17 protein-coding genes are annotated in these 16,956 nt (G+C 60.3%); 6 read left to right on the forward strand and 11 right to left on the reverse strand.

Annotated features, from left to right (window positions below; all coding sequences use genetic code 11):
• Nucleotides 1–11: 11 nt before the first annotated feature.
• Nucleotides 12–1,661 carry an amidohydrolase gene (locus tag ARCT_RS0109595; RefSeq protein ID WP_027239873.1) on the reverse strand — a complete coding sequence of 550 codons (1,650 nt, stop codon included), beginning with the start codon at nucleotides 1,659–1,661 and terminating at the stop codon, nucleotides 12–14.
• Nucleotides 1,658–2,356, reverse strand: coding sequence for a TetR/AcrR family transcriptional regulator (locus ARCT_RS27040; RefSeq protein ID WP_084300800.1), 699 nt, complete (start codon nucleotides 2,354–2,356; stop codon nucleotides 1,658–1,660). Before ARCT_RS27040 ends, ARCT_RS0109595 begins: the two co-directional genes overlap by 4 nt.
• Before the next feature lie 83 nt (nucleotides 2,357–2,439).
• On the opposite strand from ARCT_RS27040, the gene ARCT_RS0109605 reads away from it, so the two are divergent.
• Genes ARCT_RS0109605 through ARCT_RS0109620 form a run of 4 tightly spaced genes read left to right on the forward strand, consistent with a single transcriptional unit; the run spans nucleotide 2,440 to nucleotide 6,305 of the window.
• Complete coding sequence (locus tag ARCT_RS0109605; protein ID WP_036784699.1) at nucleotides 2,440–3,516, forward strand: ABC transporter ATP-binding protein; 1,077 nt, start codon at nucleotides 2,440–2,442, stop codon at nucleotides 3,514–3,516.
• A complete protein-coding gene (locus tag ARCT_RS0109610) occupies nucleotides 3,506–4,429 on the forward strand; it encodes an ABC transporter permease (protein ID WP_051360641.1) in 924 nt (307 codons plus the stop codon). Before ARCT_RS0109605 ends, ARCT_RS0109610 begins: the two co-directional genes overlap by 11 nt.
• Entirely contained in the window at nucleotides 4,422–5,225 is an 804-nt protein-coding gene (locus tag ARCT_RS0109615; protein WP_027239877.1) for an ABC transporter permease, read from the forward strand. Before ARCT_RS0109610 ends, ARCT_RS0109615 begins: the two co-directional genes overlap by 8 nt.
• Nucleotides 5,226–5,270: 45 nt before the next feature.
• Entirely contained in the window at nucleotides 5,271–6,305 is a 1,035-nt protein-coding gene (locus ARCT_RS0109620; RefSeq protein ID WP_027239878.1) for an extracellular solute-binding protein, read from the forward strand.
• A 173-nt stretch (nucleotides 6,306–6,478) separates the two neighbouring features.
• Here the strand turns inward: ARCT_RS0109620 and ARCT_RS0109625 are convergent, their stop codons facing one another.
• From ARCT_RS0109625 to ARCT_RS0109665, 9 genes are all read right to left on the reverse strand, one after another.
• A complete protein-coding gene (locus ARCT_RS0109625; protein WP_027239879.1) occupies nucleotides 6,479–8,683 on the reverse strand; it encodes a 3-hydroxyacyl-CoA dehydrogenase NAD-binding domain-containing protein in 2,205 nt (734 codons plus the stop codon).
• Nucleotides 8,680–9,165 (reverse strand): cupin domain-containing protein, encoded by a 486-nt coding sequence (locus tag ARCT_RS0109630; protein WP_027239880.1) that lies wholly within the window; start codon nucleotides 9,163–9,165, stop codon nucleotides 8,680–8,682. The genes ARCT_RS0109625 and ARCT_RS0109630 overlap by 4 nt, the downstream gene beginning before the upstream one ends.
• Nucleotides 9,165–10,376: an acetyl-CoA C-acetyltransferase gene (locus ARCT_RS0109635; RefSeq protein WP_027239881.1), complete on the reverse strand. Its 1,212-nt coding sequence runs from the start codon at nucleotides 10,374–10,376 to the stop codon at nucleotides 9,165–9,167. Before ARCT_RS0109635 ends, ARCT_RS0109630 begins: the two co-directional genes overlap by 1 nt.
• 10 nt (nucleotides 10,377–10,386) lie before the next feature.
• The gene (locus ARCT_RS0109640; RefSeq protein ID WP_027239882.1) at nucleotides 10,387–11,019 is read right to left on the reverse strand and encodes a glutathione S-transferase family protein; all 633 of its coding nucleotides are present in this window, start codon (nucleotides 11,017–11,019) and stop codon (nucleotides 10,387–10,389) included.
• A gap of 280 nt (nucleotides 11,020–11,299) precedes the next feature.
• On the reverse strand, nucleotides 11,300–12,451 hold the full coding sequence (locus ARCT_RS0109645) for an acyl-CoA dehydrogenase family protein (RefSeq protein WP_027239883.1): 1,152 nt from the start codon (nucleotides 12,449–12,451) through the stop codon (nucleotides 11,300–11,302).
• Nucleotides 12,452–12,494: 43 nt separating this feature from the next.
• Nucleotides 12,495–12,707, reverse strand: a complete 213-nt coding sequence (locus ARCT_RS0109650; RefSeq protein WP_027239884.1) for a hypothetical protein — start codon at nucleotides 12,705–12,707, stop codon at nucleotides 12,495–12,497.
• 91 nt (nucleotides 12,708–12,798) lie between these two features.
• On the reverse strand, nucleotides 12,799–14,580 hold the full coding sequence (locus tag ARCT_RS0109655; RefSeq protein ID WP_027239885.1) for an acyl-CoA dehydrogenase C-terminal domain-containing protein: 1,782 nt from the start codon (nucleotides 14,578–14,580) through the stop codon (nucleotides 12,799–12,801).
• A gap of 78 nt (nucleotides 14,581–14,658) precedes the next feature.
• A complete protein-coding gene (locus tag ARCT_RS0109660; RefSeq protein WP_027239886.1) occupies nucleotides 14,659–15,063 on the reverse strand; it encodes a MerR family transcriptional regulator in 405 nt (134 codons plus the stop codon).
• A gap of 405 nt (nucleotides 15,064–15,468) precedes the next feature.
• A complete protein-coding gene (locus ARCT_RS0109665; RefSeq protein WP_027239887.1) occupies nucleotides 15,469–15,837 on the reverse strand; it encodes a MerR family transcriptional regulator in 369 nt (122 codons plus the stop codon).
• A gap of 128 nt (nucleotides 15,838–15,965) precedes the next feature.
• Between ARCT_RS0109665 and ARCT_RS0109670 the strand changes: the two genes are divergently transcribed.
• Complete coding sequence (locus ARCT_RS0109670) at nucleotides 15,966–16,388, forward strand: PaaI family thioesterase (protein ID WP_027239888.1); 423 nt, start codon at nucleotides 15,966–15,968, stop codon at nucleotides 16,386–16,388.
• The gene (locus ARCT_RS0109675) at nucleotides 16,385–16,900 is read left to right on the forward strand and encodes a PaaI family thioesterase (protein ID WP_027239889.1); all 516 of its coding nucleotides are present in this window, start codon (nucleotides 16,385–16,387) and stop codon (nucleotides 16,898–16,900) included. The genes ARCT_RS0109670 and ARCT_RS0109675 overlap by 4 nt, the downstream gene beginning before the upstream one ends.
• The last annotated feature ends 56 nt before the right edge of the window (nucleotides 16,901–16,956 follow it).

Raw genomic sequence — 16,956 nt, forward strand, 5'->3', positions numbered from 1 at the left:
TGGCAGGGCCGTCAGCGCTGATGGGTGATCCTTCCGTCGAACAGGGTCAGATCCACCTCCATTTCGCCAATCCGGTCGGCTGCTGTTTTCTCGATATCGCCCGATAGCAGGGCGAGGTCCGCTTTCATGCCGGTTCTGAGTGTCCCGGTCATCCCTTCAGAGTAGCCGACGTAGGCGCCGTTGCGGGTGTAGGCCGCCAGCACGGTGTGCAGATCCAGCCTTTGATCGGGCAGGCCCTCGACCCAGTTCCGCCGGGTCATCGCTGCCTGGATCCCGGCCAGCGGTGAGATCGGCACGATCGGCCAGTCCGAGGAAAAGGCAAGCGTCGCGCCGGTCTCGGCGATGTCGCGCCAGGCGTAGGCGTATCGTGCCCGGTCCGGGCCGATCCCAACAGTGGTTTCGTCCTCCCGCACCGGCGCGTGGGGCGGCTGCATGGAGGCCACAACCCCCAGTTCGGCAAAGCGCGCCAGGTCGTCCGGATGCAGCATTTCGATATGTTCAACCCGGTGCCGGCGGTCGCGCGGAGCGTTGGCTTTTGCCGCCGCCTCGTAGCCGTCCAGCGCCAGCCGCACCGCCGCATCGCCGATGGCATGGATCGCGATCTGCATCCCACGCCGGTCGATCTCGACCGCCGCCGCGATGAAATCCTCGCGGGTGAACAGCATGTCGCCCCGGTGGCCGGGCCGGTTGGTATAGGGATCTATCATCGCCGCCGTACCGCTGGCGATTACCCCGTCCAGGAAGATTTTCACCACCCCCGAACAGAGGGTGTCGCTGGTGAAATCCCGCGTCATCGCGCTGGCGCGGTCCAGTTCGGACAGGTCCATTTCCGGGGTAAGATGGAATGGCACGCGCAACCGCGAGATCAGCTCTCCCTCTTCTTCGATCTCGCGCAGGATCTCCAGCATGTAGCGGTTGCCGTCCATGTTGTGCATAGAGGTGATACCGTGACGCGCCGCATGGCGCAGGCCGACCTTCAGGGTCTCGCGGTCCTCAAGGCGGTCTTTTTCGGTCGGGGAAACCGGTGGTTCTATCCCGGACATGCCCAGTGATTCTCGGCCGCCGACGTTGCGCAGCTCCAGCACTGGCAGTATCGCCAATTTTTCCTGCAGCTCGCCCGTTGCCTTGCCGTCCGGGCCCATCACAACGGCATTGCCGCGCGGCAGGTCGCGCCCCTGCAAAAGCCCCGCTGCCGTCAGCGCGGCGGTATTGGCCCAGGCGGTGTGAAAGTCGTAGGCCATGATCGCCAGCGGCCGGTCCGGGCAGAGCGCGTCCAGTATATGCCGGTCCAGCGGCTGGTCTGGTGCGATGATTGCGTAATCGGCGCCCTGTCCCAGCAACAGACTGTGGTCGGGGTGGGCGTGCGCATAGTCCGTGACCGCCGCGCGCAGCGCCTCCATGCCGCTGACCCGGTCGGCCCTGATCACGGTTTCATTATAGCCGCCCATGAAGAGATGCACGTGCGATTCCACGAAGCCTGGCAGCAGCGTGCGGCCCTTGGCGTCAATCCTGCGCGTTTCCGGTCCTGCCAGAGCCTCGATCTCGGCGTTGGTGCCGACGGCAGTGACCCGGTCGCCGCTGACCGCAACCGCCGTTGCGCGCGGGGCCTTGGGGTCCATGGTCAGCACACTTGCATTTGTGAAAACGAAGGTGGGGGTCATGCGGTCTCTCCTGTCGGGCGCAGGCGCGTAGCGGCTAGCGTGGTGTCGTCGAAAACGTAGCTCAGAAGTGGCGTGATCCGCTCTGACAGCTGCGCGTTGTGAGCGTCCATGGTGGTCTGCGGGTCGGTGATCAGGGTCAGGTAGCAGGGCATCCACAGGTCGTGCAGCAGCACCGCGAGATAGCGGGGGTCCATCGGCGGGCCGGTGCGCGTGCGCAGCTCATAAATCTCCAGCCGCTCCTCGATGGCGTCTATCAGCAGGCGCGAGTTGTTTCGAAACCGCTCGGACAGGTCTGTTTCGGGCCGCCGGATGACCGAGGCTTCGGCATACCGCCAGACCCGGCGCGACGCGATATCCAGCGTCTCCTCTGAAATTTCCAGAAATAGGTCCAGCACGATGCTGACCAGCGGAACCCCCTCCAGGCGCGGTCGGCGCGATCCGCTCTCGCGCTTGCGCTGGGTGCCCTCCTCGATGATGGCCACCAGAATACCGTCCTTGGATCCGAAGTAGTTGAACACCGTTGGCGCAGAAACGTCGCAGGCTTCAGCGATGTCCGCGACCGTTGTTGCATCGATACCCTTCTTCTCGAACAGCCCGATAGCTGCTGCAAGAATGTCCTCGCGCCGCTGGGCTTTCTTTCGGTCCCGCAAGCCGGGTGCTGCATTTTTAGGCATCTGAATCTCTTTTCTGCGCATGAAAATTTTTGTGCATGTAAAATTTTTTATTGACTAAAAAAATAATGTCAATAACTTTTGGGAAATTAACAAGGTTGGTACACATGCTCGACATACGCTCTCTTTCGAAAAAATTCGGCTTAGGTGCCAGTGCCTTTCATGCGCTGAGGTCGATTGACATCATGATCGAGGAAGGCGAGTTCTTCACCCTGCTTGGCCCCTCGGGGTGTGGCAAGACAACCCTGCTGCGGATGATTGCCGGGTTCGAACAGCCCAGCAGCGGCCAGTTGGTACTGGACGGCAAGGACATCGCGGCGATCCCGCCAAATCATCGCCCGGTGAACACCGTGTTTCAAAGCTACGCGCTGTTTCCGCATATGACCGTGGCCGAGAACGTTGCCTTTGGGCTGGAGGCGCGGGGCGCCAAGCCGGAAGAGGTGGCACCGCGCGTGGATGAGATCCTCGAGATTGTGCAGATGGCGCATCTGCGCGACCGCAAGAGCAGCCAGATGTCTGGTGGTCAGCAACAGCGGGTGGCCCTGGCGCGGGCCCTGGCGCCCCGGCCGCGTATTTTGTTGTTGGATGAACCGCTCTCGGCGCTCGACCTCAAACTGCGCAAACAGATGCAGCTTGAGCTCAAGCGTCTTCAGCGTGAGATGGGCCTGACCTTCATCTTCGTCACCCACGACCAGGAAGAGGCGCTGACCATGTCGGATCGCATCGCGGTGATGGAAGGCGGGCGGCTGCAGCAGGTGGCTGACCCCCGGTCGCTCTACGACCACCCGGCGAACCGCTTTGTGGCCGAGTTTATCGGTGAAGCCAATTTTCTTCCTGGCTCTGTGGCAGAGGGCAAACTGACTCTGGCCGGGCATCCGCCCGTCCCGCTGCCAAACCAAGATGCTGCCAGTGGCCCGGTCACAGTGATGATCCGCCCGGAACAGGTTGTCGCCGGCGCGGCGGTCCGTGACGCCATCACGCTTGATGGTCGGGTCGAGGCCCTGGTGTTTTCCGGCACTGACACCCAGGTTACCCTGCGCCTGACCAACGGCGAAACGGTCAGGCTGCGCACGCCGAATAATTCGCACGCGGAAACAACTTTCCAAGAGGGGCAGGGCCTGCAGGTCTCCCTTCCCATCGACGCGCTGCGCATCCTGCCAGAGGAGATCGCCAATGCCGCCTGAGGCCATCGTCAGCGAAAGCGCCCTTTACCGCGCCGAAACCCGGCGGCGCTGGTCGCTGGCCTTGCCCGCACTGATCGTGATCGTGCTCTGTTCGGTCTTGCCGCTGGCCATCATGGCCACCTATTCCTTCATGGAGGCAGGCCAGTATGGCAATGTAGAGCCCGGGTTCTCGATCGAGGGCTGGAGGTCGGTGTTTCTGGATCGTGACTTCTTTGACGACAGCTACATCCCGGCCACCGCACATCTGACGATCCTGGGCCGCTCCGTCGGCCTGGCGCTGGCGACCACCGCGCTCACCGTGGTGTTTGGTATCCCCACGGCCTGGTTCATCGCGACCCGTCCGGTCTATTCGCGGGCCTACTGGATGTTTCTCATCACGGTGCCGTTCTGGACCAACCTGCTGGTGCGCACCATTGCAATACAGGAGGTGATCCGCGCCGACGGCACACTCAACCGGCTGCTGCTGGCAACGGGGATCATAGACGCGCCGTTGCAGATGATGTTCACCAATGGCGCCGTGCTGGTGGGGATGACCTATGTCTATCTGCCGCTGATGGTGCTGCCGGTCTATGCCGCGATCGAAAAGTTTGACTTCCGTCTGGCCGAAGCCGCCTACGACCTGCATGCCTCAAGGCTCTATTGCCTGCGCCGCGTGGTGCTGCCGCTGATGTGGCCGGGCATCATTGCCGGGTCGATCCTGGTCTTTATCCCCGCCCTTGGTGCCTATGTCACGCCACGCCTGATGGGCGGTGGCCGGGCGATGATGTGGGGCAACCTGATTGACCTGCAATTTGGTCAGGGCCGCAACTGGCCCCTGGGCGCGGCGCTGTCGATTACCCTCACCCTCGTCGTGCTGGGCGCGATGGTCTGGTACGCCCGCCGCGCGGCAAAAGGAGACGAAACCAATGGCTGAAAAACGCTTTGACGTTACCCATGTTCCCGGTGCCGCAACCATTGCGATCTTCACCTTCCTGGCGCTCTATATCCCGGTGCTGATACTGGTGGTGAACGCTTTCAACGGCGGGGAAACCGCAGGCCAGTGGGAGGGGGCCTCGTTGCGATGGTTCGCCGCAGCGCTGGACAATGCCGCCTTTCGCAGCGCCGCGTTCAACTCTGTGATCCTGGCCCTGGTGGCGGCCACGGTCTCCACCGGCCTGGCCACCGCAGCGGCCCTTGCCGTCACCCGTGGCAGACCTGTGAAAGGGCAGGGTGGTATCTTTGTTGTCCTGAACCTGCCGCTATTGGTGCCTGAAATTGTCTTTGCCATCGCCCTTATGGTGGTGCTGGCGCAGGTCAAGAAGGTGACCGGATACCAGGGCATTGGCTACATGCTCGCGGCCCATACCACCTTTTGCATCCCCTTTGCCTTTTTGCCGATCCGCGCCCGCCTGTCGGGTATGGACATGACGCTGGAAACCGCATCGATGGATCTTTATGCCAGCCGGTTCTACACCTTCCGGCGGGTCACGCTGCCGCTGCTGCTGCCAGGTATCCTGGCCGGTTTCATGCTGGCTTTTGTCATTTCGCTCGACAATGTGGTGGTCAGCAGCTTCCTCAAGTCGCCGGGCCAGGAAACCCTGCCCACCTACCTGATGGGCGAGTTGCGCCGGAACCTTTCATCGGAAATCTACGCAATTTCGGCGCTGTTGCTTTTTGCCAGCATTTCCATCGTCACCGCATCGTGGGTGATCACCCGCACCAAGGAATAACCAAGAAGAAACTGCCAACCCCTAGTCCAACATCGGAGCCCTCCCATGAAACGTACCACCACCAGCACTGCACTCGCCGCTGGCCTGGCCCTGCTCGCGCAGTCCGCCGCGGCCGAAGGCAACCTGAACCTCTATAACTTCGGGCTCTACACCCCGCCGGAGCTGCTCGAGAAATTCTCGAAGGAATACGACGTCGAGGTCACCCTGACCGATTTTGTCGCCAACGAAGAGGCCATCGCCCGCGTTCAGGCCGGCGGTCACGGCATGGACGTGATCATCGTCAGCGGCTACTTCATTCCTGCCTTTGTTGAGCAGGGCCTGCTGATGGAAAGCAGCCCCAGTGAGATGGAGAATTTCAACAACATCGCAGAGCAGTGGAAATCCATCCCCACCGATCCCGAGCGCAGCTACACCGTGCCATGGGTCTGGGGCACCACCGGCGTCATGGTGAACACGAAGGTCTATGATGGCGACATCAACACGGCCGCGATCTTCCTCGACCCACCCGAAGAGCTCAAGGGCAGCATCAACGTCGTGCCCTCTATGAACGACATGATCGACATGACCCTCAGCTACATCGGCGCCGAACCCTGCACCACCGACCGCGAAAGCCTGAGCAAGGCGCGCGATCTGCTGCTTTCGGCCAAGGAAAACTGGGCCTCGGTCGATTACCCTTCCTTTGAAAAGTTCATCAACGAGGATCTCAACGCCTCGGTCTTTTGGAGCGGCGCTTCCGCCCGTATCCACGGCATGAACGACGGCTTCGAATATGGTTGGCCCGCAACCGGCTACATGAAGTGGATGGACAACGCCGCCATCCTGTCTGATGCCACCAATGTCGAAAACGCCCGCCTGTTCCTGAACTTCATCATGGCGCCCGAGAATGCCGCGATGATCTCGAATTACACGATGTACAGCAATGGCATTGTAGGGTCCGAGGAATTTATGACCCCCGAACTGGTGAACGCGCGGGAACTCAGCGTGCCTGATGAGCTGAAGGGCGCGGCCATCGAGCAGAAACTTTGCGGCCGCGAAGCCCAAGACCTCTACACCCGGATCTGGACCGAACTGACGCGGTGATCCTCAACAGGGACCGGCGGCCTGCTTGCAGACAGCAATTTGTTCAGATCTCAGACCTTGCCCCATAGATGATCAGATGGTTGCTTTCATGGATCTTCAGGGGGCGGGCATAAAAATACCGCCCCCCAGTGAAATGGGAGGCGGTTTTGGTGTCGTCAGCTCGGGTGTGGGCCTCAGGCCGCCGAGGCGGCGTCCGGGTTGAAGCGGCCGTAGAAGGTCTGGCCTTTGGCAGCCATCTCACGCAGCAGATCCGGGCAGGCAAAACGCTCGCCGTAGGCTGCGGTCAGCTGGTCGCAGCGTTCGGCCGCATAGGGCGTGCCGATGATGTCCAGCCAGCTGAGCGGGCCGCCGGACCAGGGCGCAAAGCCCCAGGCCAGAACCGCGCCCACGTCACCTTCGCGGATGTCTTCCAATACGCCTTCTTCCAGCGCCCGCACAGCCTCAAGAACCTGCGAGAACATCAGGCGTTCCTGCACTTCGATGAGATCAGGCTGGTCTTCCAGCAGCGGGTATTTGTCCTGCATGCCTTTCCAATAGCCGATGCGCTTGCCCTTTTCGTCATAGTCAAAGAAGCCAGCGTTGGCCTTGCGCCCCAGACGGCCCAGATCTTCCATCCAGAAGATCATGTCATCGGCAGGGTTGTCGGGATATTCGTTGCCCATCGCCGCCTTGGTGGCGCGGGCAATCTTGGCGCCCAGATCGATCGAGGTCTCATCCGTCAGCTGAATGGGACCAACCGGGAAGCCAAGCTGACGCGCGGCATTGTCGATCAGCACCGGCGAGACACCTTCGGTGATCATCCGCGCGCCTTCGTTCACGTAGGGAATGATGCAGCGGTTGGCATAGAAGAAGCGCGCGTCATTGACGACGATGGGCGTCTTCTTGATCTGGCGCACATAGTCCAGCGCCTTGGCCACGGCCCGGTCGCCGGTCTCTTTGCCCTTGATGATTTCCACCAGCAGCATCTTCTCGACAGGTGAGAAGAAGTGGATGCCGATGAACTGCTCGGGCCGGACCGAGGCCTTGGCCAGATCGGTGATCGGCAGGGTCGAGGTATTGGAGGCAAAGATGCAATCCTCTGGAATGATCGCCTCGACCTTCTTGGTCATCTCGGCCTTGACCGCTGGATCCTCAAAGACCGCCTCGATGATCAGATCGCAGCCTTTCAGCGCCTCCAGATCAGGGGTAGCGGTGATGCGGGCCAGCATCGCCTCTTTCTTCTCGGCGGTGACCTTGCCGCGCTTCATGCCCTTGTCGAGGTAGCCTTCGGTATAGGCCTTGCCCTTGTCGGCGGCAGCCTGATCGCGGTCTACCAGGACCACCTCGATCCCGGCCTGGGCCGAGACCAGCGCAATGCCGGCGCCCATCATGCCAGCCCCCAGCACGCCCAGTTTCTGCACCCGCTGATCAGGGACATCCTTGGGACGGACCGCGCCTTTTTCCAGCGCTTCCTTGTTGATGAAGAGCGAGCGGATCATTGCCCCGGAAGAGGGGTTCATCAGCACCGAGGTAAACCAGCGGGCTTCGATCTTGAGCGCAGTGTCAAAATCCACCAGCGCGCCCTCGTAGACGGCCGACAGCAGCGCCTTGGCGGCTGGAAATGCGCCCTGGGTTTTGCCGTGCACCATGGCGGAGGCGCCAACAAAGTTCATGAAACCAGCAGGGTGATAGGGCGCGCCACCGGGCATCTTGTAGCCCTTGGCATCCCAGGGTTTCACCAGATCCGCCGCGGATGCATTCAGCACCCAGTCCTTGGCGGCGGCAACGGGATCAGCGGCGATCTCGTCAACATAGCCAGCAGCCTTGGCCTTTTTCACGTCCAGCATCTTGCCTTCCAGCAAGAGCGGCGCGGCGGCGATGGCGCCAACCTTGCGCACCATGCGGGTGGTGCCGCCGGCGCCGGGGAAGATGCCAACCATGATTTCTGGCAGGCCGTATTTGGCCTTTGGGTTCTCAGCGGCAAAGATGCGATGGGTTGCCAGCGGCAGCTCCATCCCGATACCAGCAGCGGTGCCGGGCAGGGCAGCCGCAATTGGCTTGCCACCTTTTTTGGTTTTCAGATCCATGCCGGCCAGCTCGATCTTGCGCAGGAGGGCATGCATTTTCATGGTGCCTTCAAACAGGCCGCGGGCGGGCTCATCGCCGGCCTCGTCCTTCATCACCGCCAGCAGGTTCAGGTCCATGCCGCCGGCAAATGTACCCTCTTTGCCCGAGGTGATCACCACGCCCTTGATGGCATCATCCGCCAGGGCCTCGTCAATGCAGGCCTCCAACTGGGTGAGCCCGTCAAAGGACATCACGTTCATGGTCTTGCCGGGAACATCCCAGGTGATTGTTGCGACGCCGTTTGCGTCCTTGGAAAGCGTAAACTCACTCATGTCTCGTCTCCGATCTGGTCAGCCGTCAGCGGGCTGCCGTCTTTACGGGTAAAGGAGGATCCATCGGCATCCAACTCTACCATCATGTCGATATCGCTGTAGTAAGCGGTTTCAGTCGGGGTCCGCGTGCCCACCACCAGGAAGGTGGCCGGCGCGTCGGTGTTATTTTTCAGGTGATGGCCATTGGCCTCACCGGCTGGAAAGGCGGCGCAATCACCGGGGTGCATCGCGTGTTCGCCCTGATCGTCGATCAGGAGGCAGGCGCCGCTCAGCATCACCAGGAATTCATCCTGCTGCATGTGATAGTGGCGCAACGAGGACAGGGCACCGGGTTCCAGCCGCACGATATTGACGCCAAACTGGCTCAAACCGCTGGCATCCCCGATGCGCTGGCTAGAGCGGCCTGCGACCGCCTCAGCCAGCTTTCCCGGGTAGCCCGAGCCGCCTTGATAGGGGATTTGTGCCAGATCCAACTTGGGCATCAGACGCGCTCGATGATGGTGGCGGCCCCCATGCCAGAGGCAATACAGAGCGTCGCCAGACCCATTTCCTTATCCTGACGCTCCAGCTCATCCAGCAATGTGCCGATGATCATCGCACCTGTGGCCCCCAGCGGGTGGCCCATGGCGATGGAGCCGCCATTGGGGTTGACCACGGCCGGATCCAGATCAAAGGCCTGCTGGAAGCGCAAGACAACAGCAGCAAAGGCTTCATTGACTTCAAACAGATCCAGATCGGAAATCACCATGCCGTTGTCAGCAAGGATCTTTTGCGTCACAGGCACCGGGCCTGTCAGCATGATGGTGGGGTCGGTACCAATCTTGGCAGTGGCCTTGATGCGGGCACGTGGCTTCAGGCCATATTGCTCGCCAAACTCCTTGTTGCCGATCAACACGGCAGCAGAGCCATCAACAATACCAGAGGAGTTGCCCGCGTGGTGGATGTGGTTGATCCGCTCCAGATGCGGGTATTTCAGCATCGCCACCTTGTCAAAACCGGGCATCTGCTCGCCCATCATCTGGAACGAGGCATTTAGCGCGCCAAGCGACTGCATGTCGGTGCCGGGGCGCATGTATTCGTCATGGTCCAGAATGGCGATGCCGTTCTGATCGCGCACGGTGATCACTGATTTGGCAAACCGGTTGTCATCCCAGGCCGCTTTGGCACGGCGCTGGCTTTCCACCGCCAGGGCATCGGCCTGCTCGCGGGTGAAGCCATATTCGGTGGCGATAATATCGGCGGAAATGCCCTGAGGCACAAAATAGGTCTCAAAGGCCAGGGAGGGATCCACCGCGATGGCAGCCCCGTCAGAGCCCATGGCGACGCGGCCCATCATCTCGACTCCACCCGCGATATAGGCCTGGCCGGCGCCGCCCTTGACCTGGTTGGCGGCCAGGTTGACGGCCTCCATGCCGGAGGCGCAGAACCGGTTGATGGCAAGACCGGGAATAGACTGGTCCAGATCCGAGGCCAGCACCGCCGAGCGCGCCAGGCAGCCGCCCTGTTCCATCACCTGGGTGACATTGCCCCAGATCACGTCTTCAACGGCATGGCCTTCAAGATTGTTGCGCTCTTTCAGCGCGTTCAGCGTCAAAGCTGACAGGCGCACCGAGGTGACCTCGTGCAAGGCGCCGTCCTTGCGGCCCTTGCCACGCGGGGTGCGAATGGCGTCGTAAATATAAGCTTCGGTCATGAGTCTCTCCTCAAGCGCGGTCCGACGGATTGCCGGGCATTAGATCATAGGGGTGTTTCCAACCTGGCGTTGCGCTGATGCGCGTCAGCCAGGCGTCGATATTGGGGTGGTCTTTGCGGTCAAAGCCAAAAGGCTCATCATAGAACAGGTAGCCGCAGCAGGTGAGATCGGCATTTGTCATGCCGTCACCCACCAGCCAGTCGCGCCCCCTGAGCTGGTTTTCCAAGGTGGCAAAGGCAGCTTTCAGGCGTCCCTGCATAAAGCCGATCACCTCTTTGGGGCGTTTGTCTTCAGGCAGGAAGTTCATCAGAAACCTGGTCATTCCAACCTGGCTGGAGAGCTTGTGGTTATCCCAGAGAACCCAGCGCAGGACCTCATATTTCTCGTCAGGCGCGCCGCCAAACTTTCCGGTCTTATCGGTGATATACTGCTGGATGACCCCGGACTGTGACAGGCGGATATCACCGTCAATCAGCACCGGAGCCTCTGCCATGACATTTAGGTTGCGATAGTCCTCACCGCGATGCTGCCCGGCAAAAAAGTCAACAAATACTGGCTCCCAGTCCAAACCCGACAGCTCTAGCGTCAGCGCCGCTTTGTAGGAATGCCCCGACTCGCCAAAACAATGCAGTTTAATCGTCACGCTGTTCTCCCTGTCGCCAATGTGGTGCCGGGGGTTTCACACCCCCGGACCCCCGTGAGGTATTTTGAGTAAGATGAAAGAGAATTAACACTCTTTCTATGGTTGTGTGTTATTGTCGTGGCGCGGTACAGGCTGAGGAGCCGATGACCGCGTAAGGTGAAGTCGTCCCTGCCCATTTGGCGAAGGCTTGGGGGCAGGGACGCGCCGTTGATTTCATCTTGCCTTAAATACCTCCGCCGGAGGCATCCATCAGGTCCTGTTGAGCGAAACCGGTGTTGTGTCACAATGACCTGCCAATCAATTCCTTCATGATTTCGTTGGTGCCGCCATAGATCCGTTGCACCCGGGCGTCAGTCCACATTTCCGCGACCGCATATTCCTGCATGAAGCCATAGCCGCCGTGCATCTGCAGACATTCGTCGAGGACTTCGCCCTGCGTGTCGGTGGTCCAATATTTGGCCATCGCGGCTTTTTCGACCGTCAGCGCGCCTTTCAGGTGCTCCACCATGCATTCATCAAGGAAGGCACGGGCGACCTTGGTTTTTGTCAGGCATTCCACCAGTTTGAAACGGGTGTTCTGGAATTGGGTCAGGGGACCGCCAAAAGCTTCGCGTTCCTTGCAATAGGCGATGGTGCGCGCAACTGCCCCCTCCATGGCGCCAACCGCGCCGCATGCGATGATCAGACGTTCCTGCGGCAGTTGCTGCATCATCTGATAAAAGCCCTTGCCCTCTTCCTGGCCCAGGATGTTTTCTGGTGGGATTTCGACATTGTCAAAAAACAGCTCTGATGTATCGGCCGCGTGCAGCCCGATTTTGTCGAGATTGCGGCCGCGGGCAAAGCCTTCGGCGCCATCGGTTTCCAGCGCCACCAGTGAGACCCCTTTGGACCCGAGGCTGGGGTCGGTCTTGGCGGCCACCAGGATGAGGTTGGCATGCTGGCCATTGGTGATGAAGGTCTTTTGACCCGACAGGCGATAGGCATTGCCGTCGCGGATTGCCTTGGTCTTGATCCGTTGCACGTCGGACCCGGTGGAGGGTTCGGTCATCGCCAGGGCTCCGACCAGCTCGCCGCTGATCATCTTGGGCAGCCAACGTTTTTTCTGCTCTTCGGTGCCGTATTTCAGGATGTAATGCGCCACGATACCGGAATGGATGCCATGACCCCAGCTGGCCAGATTGGCGCGGCTGCCTTCGATCAGGATGGCGGCCTCATGGCCAAAATCACCGCCGACGCCGCCGTATTCTTCGGGAATGGAGGGGCAGAGCAGGCCCAACTCACCCGCCTGGGTCCAGGTCTCGCGGTCCATCATGCCCTGTTTGCGCCAGGTCTCGTATTTGGGCATCCATTCATTGGTGATGAACTGCGCTGTCATATCAGCAAGCATCTGGTGCTCGTCAGTCATCCAGGCGGAACGCGTCTCGATCGTCATGTTGCTCCCTTTGGCCCGTCTTGGCGCGCCACGCGCCGGACCCTTATCTTTTGCGGTCTTCCAGCGCGCTGTTGAACAGTCGCAGCCGGTGCCCGAGGTTTTCTTGATCCGTCACGCTGTCGAAATTCTCGAACAGAAATGACAGGGCTTCGCCTTCGTCCAGTCCGGCCTCGGCGGCAAAGCGTTTCAGCCTGCGGTAGCCATCCTCTGTCATGGCGACGGGAAAGCGGCGGGTGAGGCGGAAACGTTTTGGCATCGGAGGCTCCTTGCAGGCAGTTGGTCAAAGCCCCGGACCGGGTCGGGCACCCCCTGAGGCTGTGCAGGGGAGGCCCGGTCTTTCATATGGATCAGAAACTTGCCGCATCCAGGGCCATCACCGTATCGGCGCCGGTCTCGATGCGGGCCAGATGCAGTTTGGTGGCGGGCAGCCTCCGTGCCATATAGTACCGGCCAGTGGCGATTTTTGTCTCATAGAACGCCGCGTCAGAGGCCCCGGCGTCAAGCGCTTCGATGGCGGCTTTGCCCATCTGCGCCCACATCAGCCCCAGGCAGACATGGCCAAACATATGCATGAAATCATACGAGCCCGACAGGGCGTTGTTGGGGTTTTTCATGCCGTTTTGCATAAAATACATCGAGGCGGCCTGCAGGTCTTTGGAGGCTGCTTTCAGCGGAGCGATGTAGCTCTTGGCGTAGTCTTCGTTCAGCTCGGCGTTGTCCTTGCAGAAGGATTTGACCAGTTCAAAGAAACCCATCAGGTGTTTGCCGCCATCAACCGCCAGCTTGCGGCCCACCAGGTCCAGCGCCTGAACACCGTTGGCGCCTTCATAGATCTGCGCAATGCGGGCGTCACGGGTGTACTGGCTCATGCCGTGTTCTTCGATATAGCCGTGGCCGCCAAAGACCTGCTGCGCCTTGACGGTCATGTCGTAGCCCTCATCCGTGAGGAAGCCCTTGATTACCGGGGTCAGCAGGGAGACGAGGCCGTCGGCGTCTTTGTTGCCGTCGCGGTGCGCCTGGTCGATCAGGGTGGCGCCCCAAAGCAGGAAGGCACGACCGCCCTCAATAAAGCTTTTCTGGTCCATCAGCGAGCGGCGGATATCTGGGTGCACGATCAGCGGATCGGCGGGGCCATCGGGGTTTTTGACGCCGGTCACATCGCGGCCCTGCAGGCGGTCCTTGGCGTATGCCACCGCGTTCTGATAGGCGGCTTCGGCCTGGGAGACGCCCTGCATGCCAACGCCGAGACGGGCCTCGTTCATCATGGTGAACATGGCGCGCATGCCCTTGTGGGTATCGCCCAGCAGATAGCCGGTGGCTTCGTCATAGTTCATCACACAGGTGGAATTGCCGTGGATGCCCATCTTTTTCTCGATATTGCCCACGGAAACGCCATTGCGTGCCCCCGGTGTGCCATCTTCATTGACCACAAATTTGGGCACGATAAACAGCGAAACACCCTTGATGCCCTCTGGTCCGCCGGGGATCTTGGCCAGCACCAGATGGATGATATTGTCGGCCAGGTCGTGATCCCCCGCCGAGATAAAGATCTTCTGGCCCGAGACCTTGTAGCTGCCGTCATCCTGTGGCTCTGCCTTGGTGCGCATCAGGCCCAGATCGGTGCCGCAATGGGGTTCGGTCAGGTTCATGGTGCCGGTCCACTCACACGAGACCATCTTGGGCAGATAGGTGTCTTTTTGCTGGTCGGTGCCATGGGCCAGGATCGCCGCTGCCGCGCCATGGGTCAGGCCCTGGTACATCACAAAGGCCTGGTTGGCAGAGGAGAACATCTCGCCGACGGCGGTGCCCAGCACATAGGGCATGTTCTGGCCACCATATTGTTCGGGCATGTCCAGCCCGGTCCAGCCGCCTTCTTTGACTTGTTCAAACGCAGCTTTGAACCCGGTTGGGGTCGAGACCAGGCCGTTTTCCAGTTTGCAGCCCTCTTGGTCGCCAACAGTGTTCAAAGGGTGCAGCACCTCGGAGCTGATCTTGCCGGCCTCTTCCAGAATGGCGGCGGTAAAGTCGCGCTCCAGATCGTCATAGCCGGGGGTGGCGGCCTCAGAGACTTTCAAAACGTCATGCAGGATGAACTGGGTGTCTTTGGTGGGGGCTGTATAGACTGGCATCTGGGTCCTCGTTGGTAGCGACATCTGTTTTAGGGTGGTCCTCGGCCCGTTGCGGCAGAGGATAAAGCGGGCAGGGCGCTATTCGGCGGCCTTTTGTTCTGATTTCATTGAGGCGATGACTTTCTCTCCCCATTTCAGCTGGTCCTGAAGCTCTTCGATAGCCTCGTTCAGCTCATCGCGCTGGCGCACCATGTCGGCCAGGCGGTCACAGGCGATCTCATAGGTGCGCGACAGCTGGGTCACCTGCTGGTCGCCAATATGATAGAGATCCAGAAGCTGACGGATCTCTTCCAGGCTAAAGCCAAAGCGTTTGCCGCGCAGGATCAGCTTGAGCCGGGCACCATCGCGTTTTGTGAACAGTCGTTTCTGACCGTCGCGCTGGGGAAACAGCAGCTCCTTTGCCTCGTAAAAGCGCAGGGTGCGGGGGGTGACGCCAAAGGCATCACACATCTCACGGATCGATTTTGTCTCTTCTTCTGTCATCGTCGTCACTCTTTGTCGGTCCTGGGTCAGCATCCGTCAGGTTGCCCCCCCAAGCTGGGACGGTCTCGGGGGTTTTACAACATCATCTTGACGTTTACGTAAGCTGAACGCCACGTCATTTTTGGAGATGACGTAGCTGTCACTGGTTTTGACGCCAAGTTGTACTGAACAATCCGCATTCACGTTGTTCTCACCGCGCATAGGGGTCTGGCTATTGCGGCAGGCCTGTCACCGGGGGCTTGGGGGTGCGCGGCTTTGCAGGGCCGGTCCTGTTGGCCCCACTGCAGGCCATCGCAGCCTCTGCAGCCCAGACTGTATTGCAGACCTGACAGCATTGCAAAAATGATGTGGCCCACCCCGCGCAGGCAGGATGGGCCACATAAATGTCTTCAGAGTGTTTCTTGTCTATTTCAAAAGGCTCTGTGTCGTTGCGCGCAGGCTGCCCAATTCATCCAGTGCCTCGTCCAGCTGTTCGCGCTGCTGTTGCAGCTCTCCCATCTGACGATCGGCCATCTCGATAAAGGCCTGCATCTGGGCCTGGTTGCCCTCATTTTCATATATCAAAAGCCACTGCCGGATTTCTTCCAGCTGAAACCCAAACCTGCGACCGCGCAGAATCAGCTTCATGCGGGCGCGCTCGCGGGCGCCGTAAAACCGGGACCGGCCTTCGCGATCTGGTTTCAGCAGTTCGATATACTCATAATAACGCAAGGTTCGCGGCGTAACGTCGAACGCTGCGCACATTTCCTTGAATGACAATCGTGCTTCGGTCATCCATCATCTCCCTCGCGCGCAACCTATGCACTTGAATTGGCCAGTGCAACCTCCCTGCGTCTTGTGGGCTTGCTCTTTGTTCCGAGCAGGGCCACAAATAGGCCCAAGCCAAGACAGGAAACAGCCATATGGCAGACAAGACCAAACTCGCCCGTCAGTTCATTCAGGCCATTCCCCATGCCCAGGAACTGGGCCTGGTGCTAGAGGATATTGGCGATGGAATTGCCCGTATTTCCATGCCTTACAACACAAAGCTCATCGGTGATCCGCAAAGCGGTGTGGTGGCGGGAGGGGCGGTATCTGCCATGATGGATACCTGTTGCGGCGCAGCGGTGATGTGTCACCCTGACGCGCCCGGCGGCACCGCGACAATTGATCTGCGGATTGATTACATGCGCGCCGCCACCCCCGGCCAGACCATCACCACCCGCGCCACCTGCCATCATATCACCCGCAATGTGGCCTTTGTGCGGGCGGTGGCGAAGGACGATGATACCGACCGCCCGGTGGCCACGGCCTCTGGCGCCTTTACAGTGGAGTCCGGATTTTGAACCGCCCTCGTCCAGAACATGTCCAGGTGGTGAAACAGCGTCGCGACGCGGCACTGAATGCGCTGCTCGATTCGGTGCCCTATATTCAGTTTCTCAATGTCAGCTTTGACCGCCGCGGCGATGAGCTGACGGCGCAGCTGAACTTTAGCGAGAAACATATCGGCAATCCCTTTCTGCCCGCCATCCACGGGGGGGTGACAGCGGCCTTCCTGGAGATCACCGCGATGATTTCGCTGAACTGGTCGCATCTGTGGGAGCGGATTGAGAGCGGTGCACTGGATCCGGATGAGATGGCCAGGGGCGTTCTGCCACGCCAGCCCAAGACCATTGATTTTACAGTTGATTACCTGCGCTCCGGCCTGCCGCGTGACGCCTATGCCCGCGCCACGATCAGCCGCGCCGGGCGGCGCTATGCTTCGGTCCATGTCGAGGCCTGGCAGGATCACAAGGATAAGCTCTTTGCCCAGGGCACGGGCCATTTCCTGATGCCGCAGGACAAGGACAAGAGCTGACCCAAAGGCCCCCGCGCTGACGCGCTGGCTATTGGGTCCCATTCGCACCCGAGGCT

This window comes from Pseudophaeobacter arcticus DSM 23566, assembly GCF_000473205.1.
Lineage (GTDB): Bacteria > Pseudomonadota > Alphaproteobacteria > Rhodobacterales > Rhodobacteraceae > Pseudophaeobacter > Pseudophaeobacter arcticus.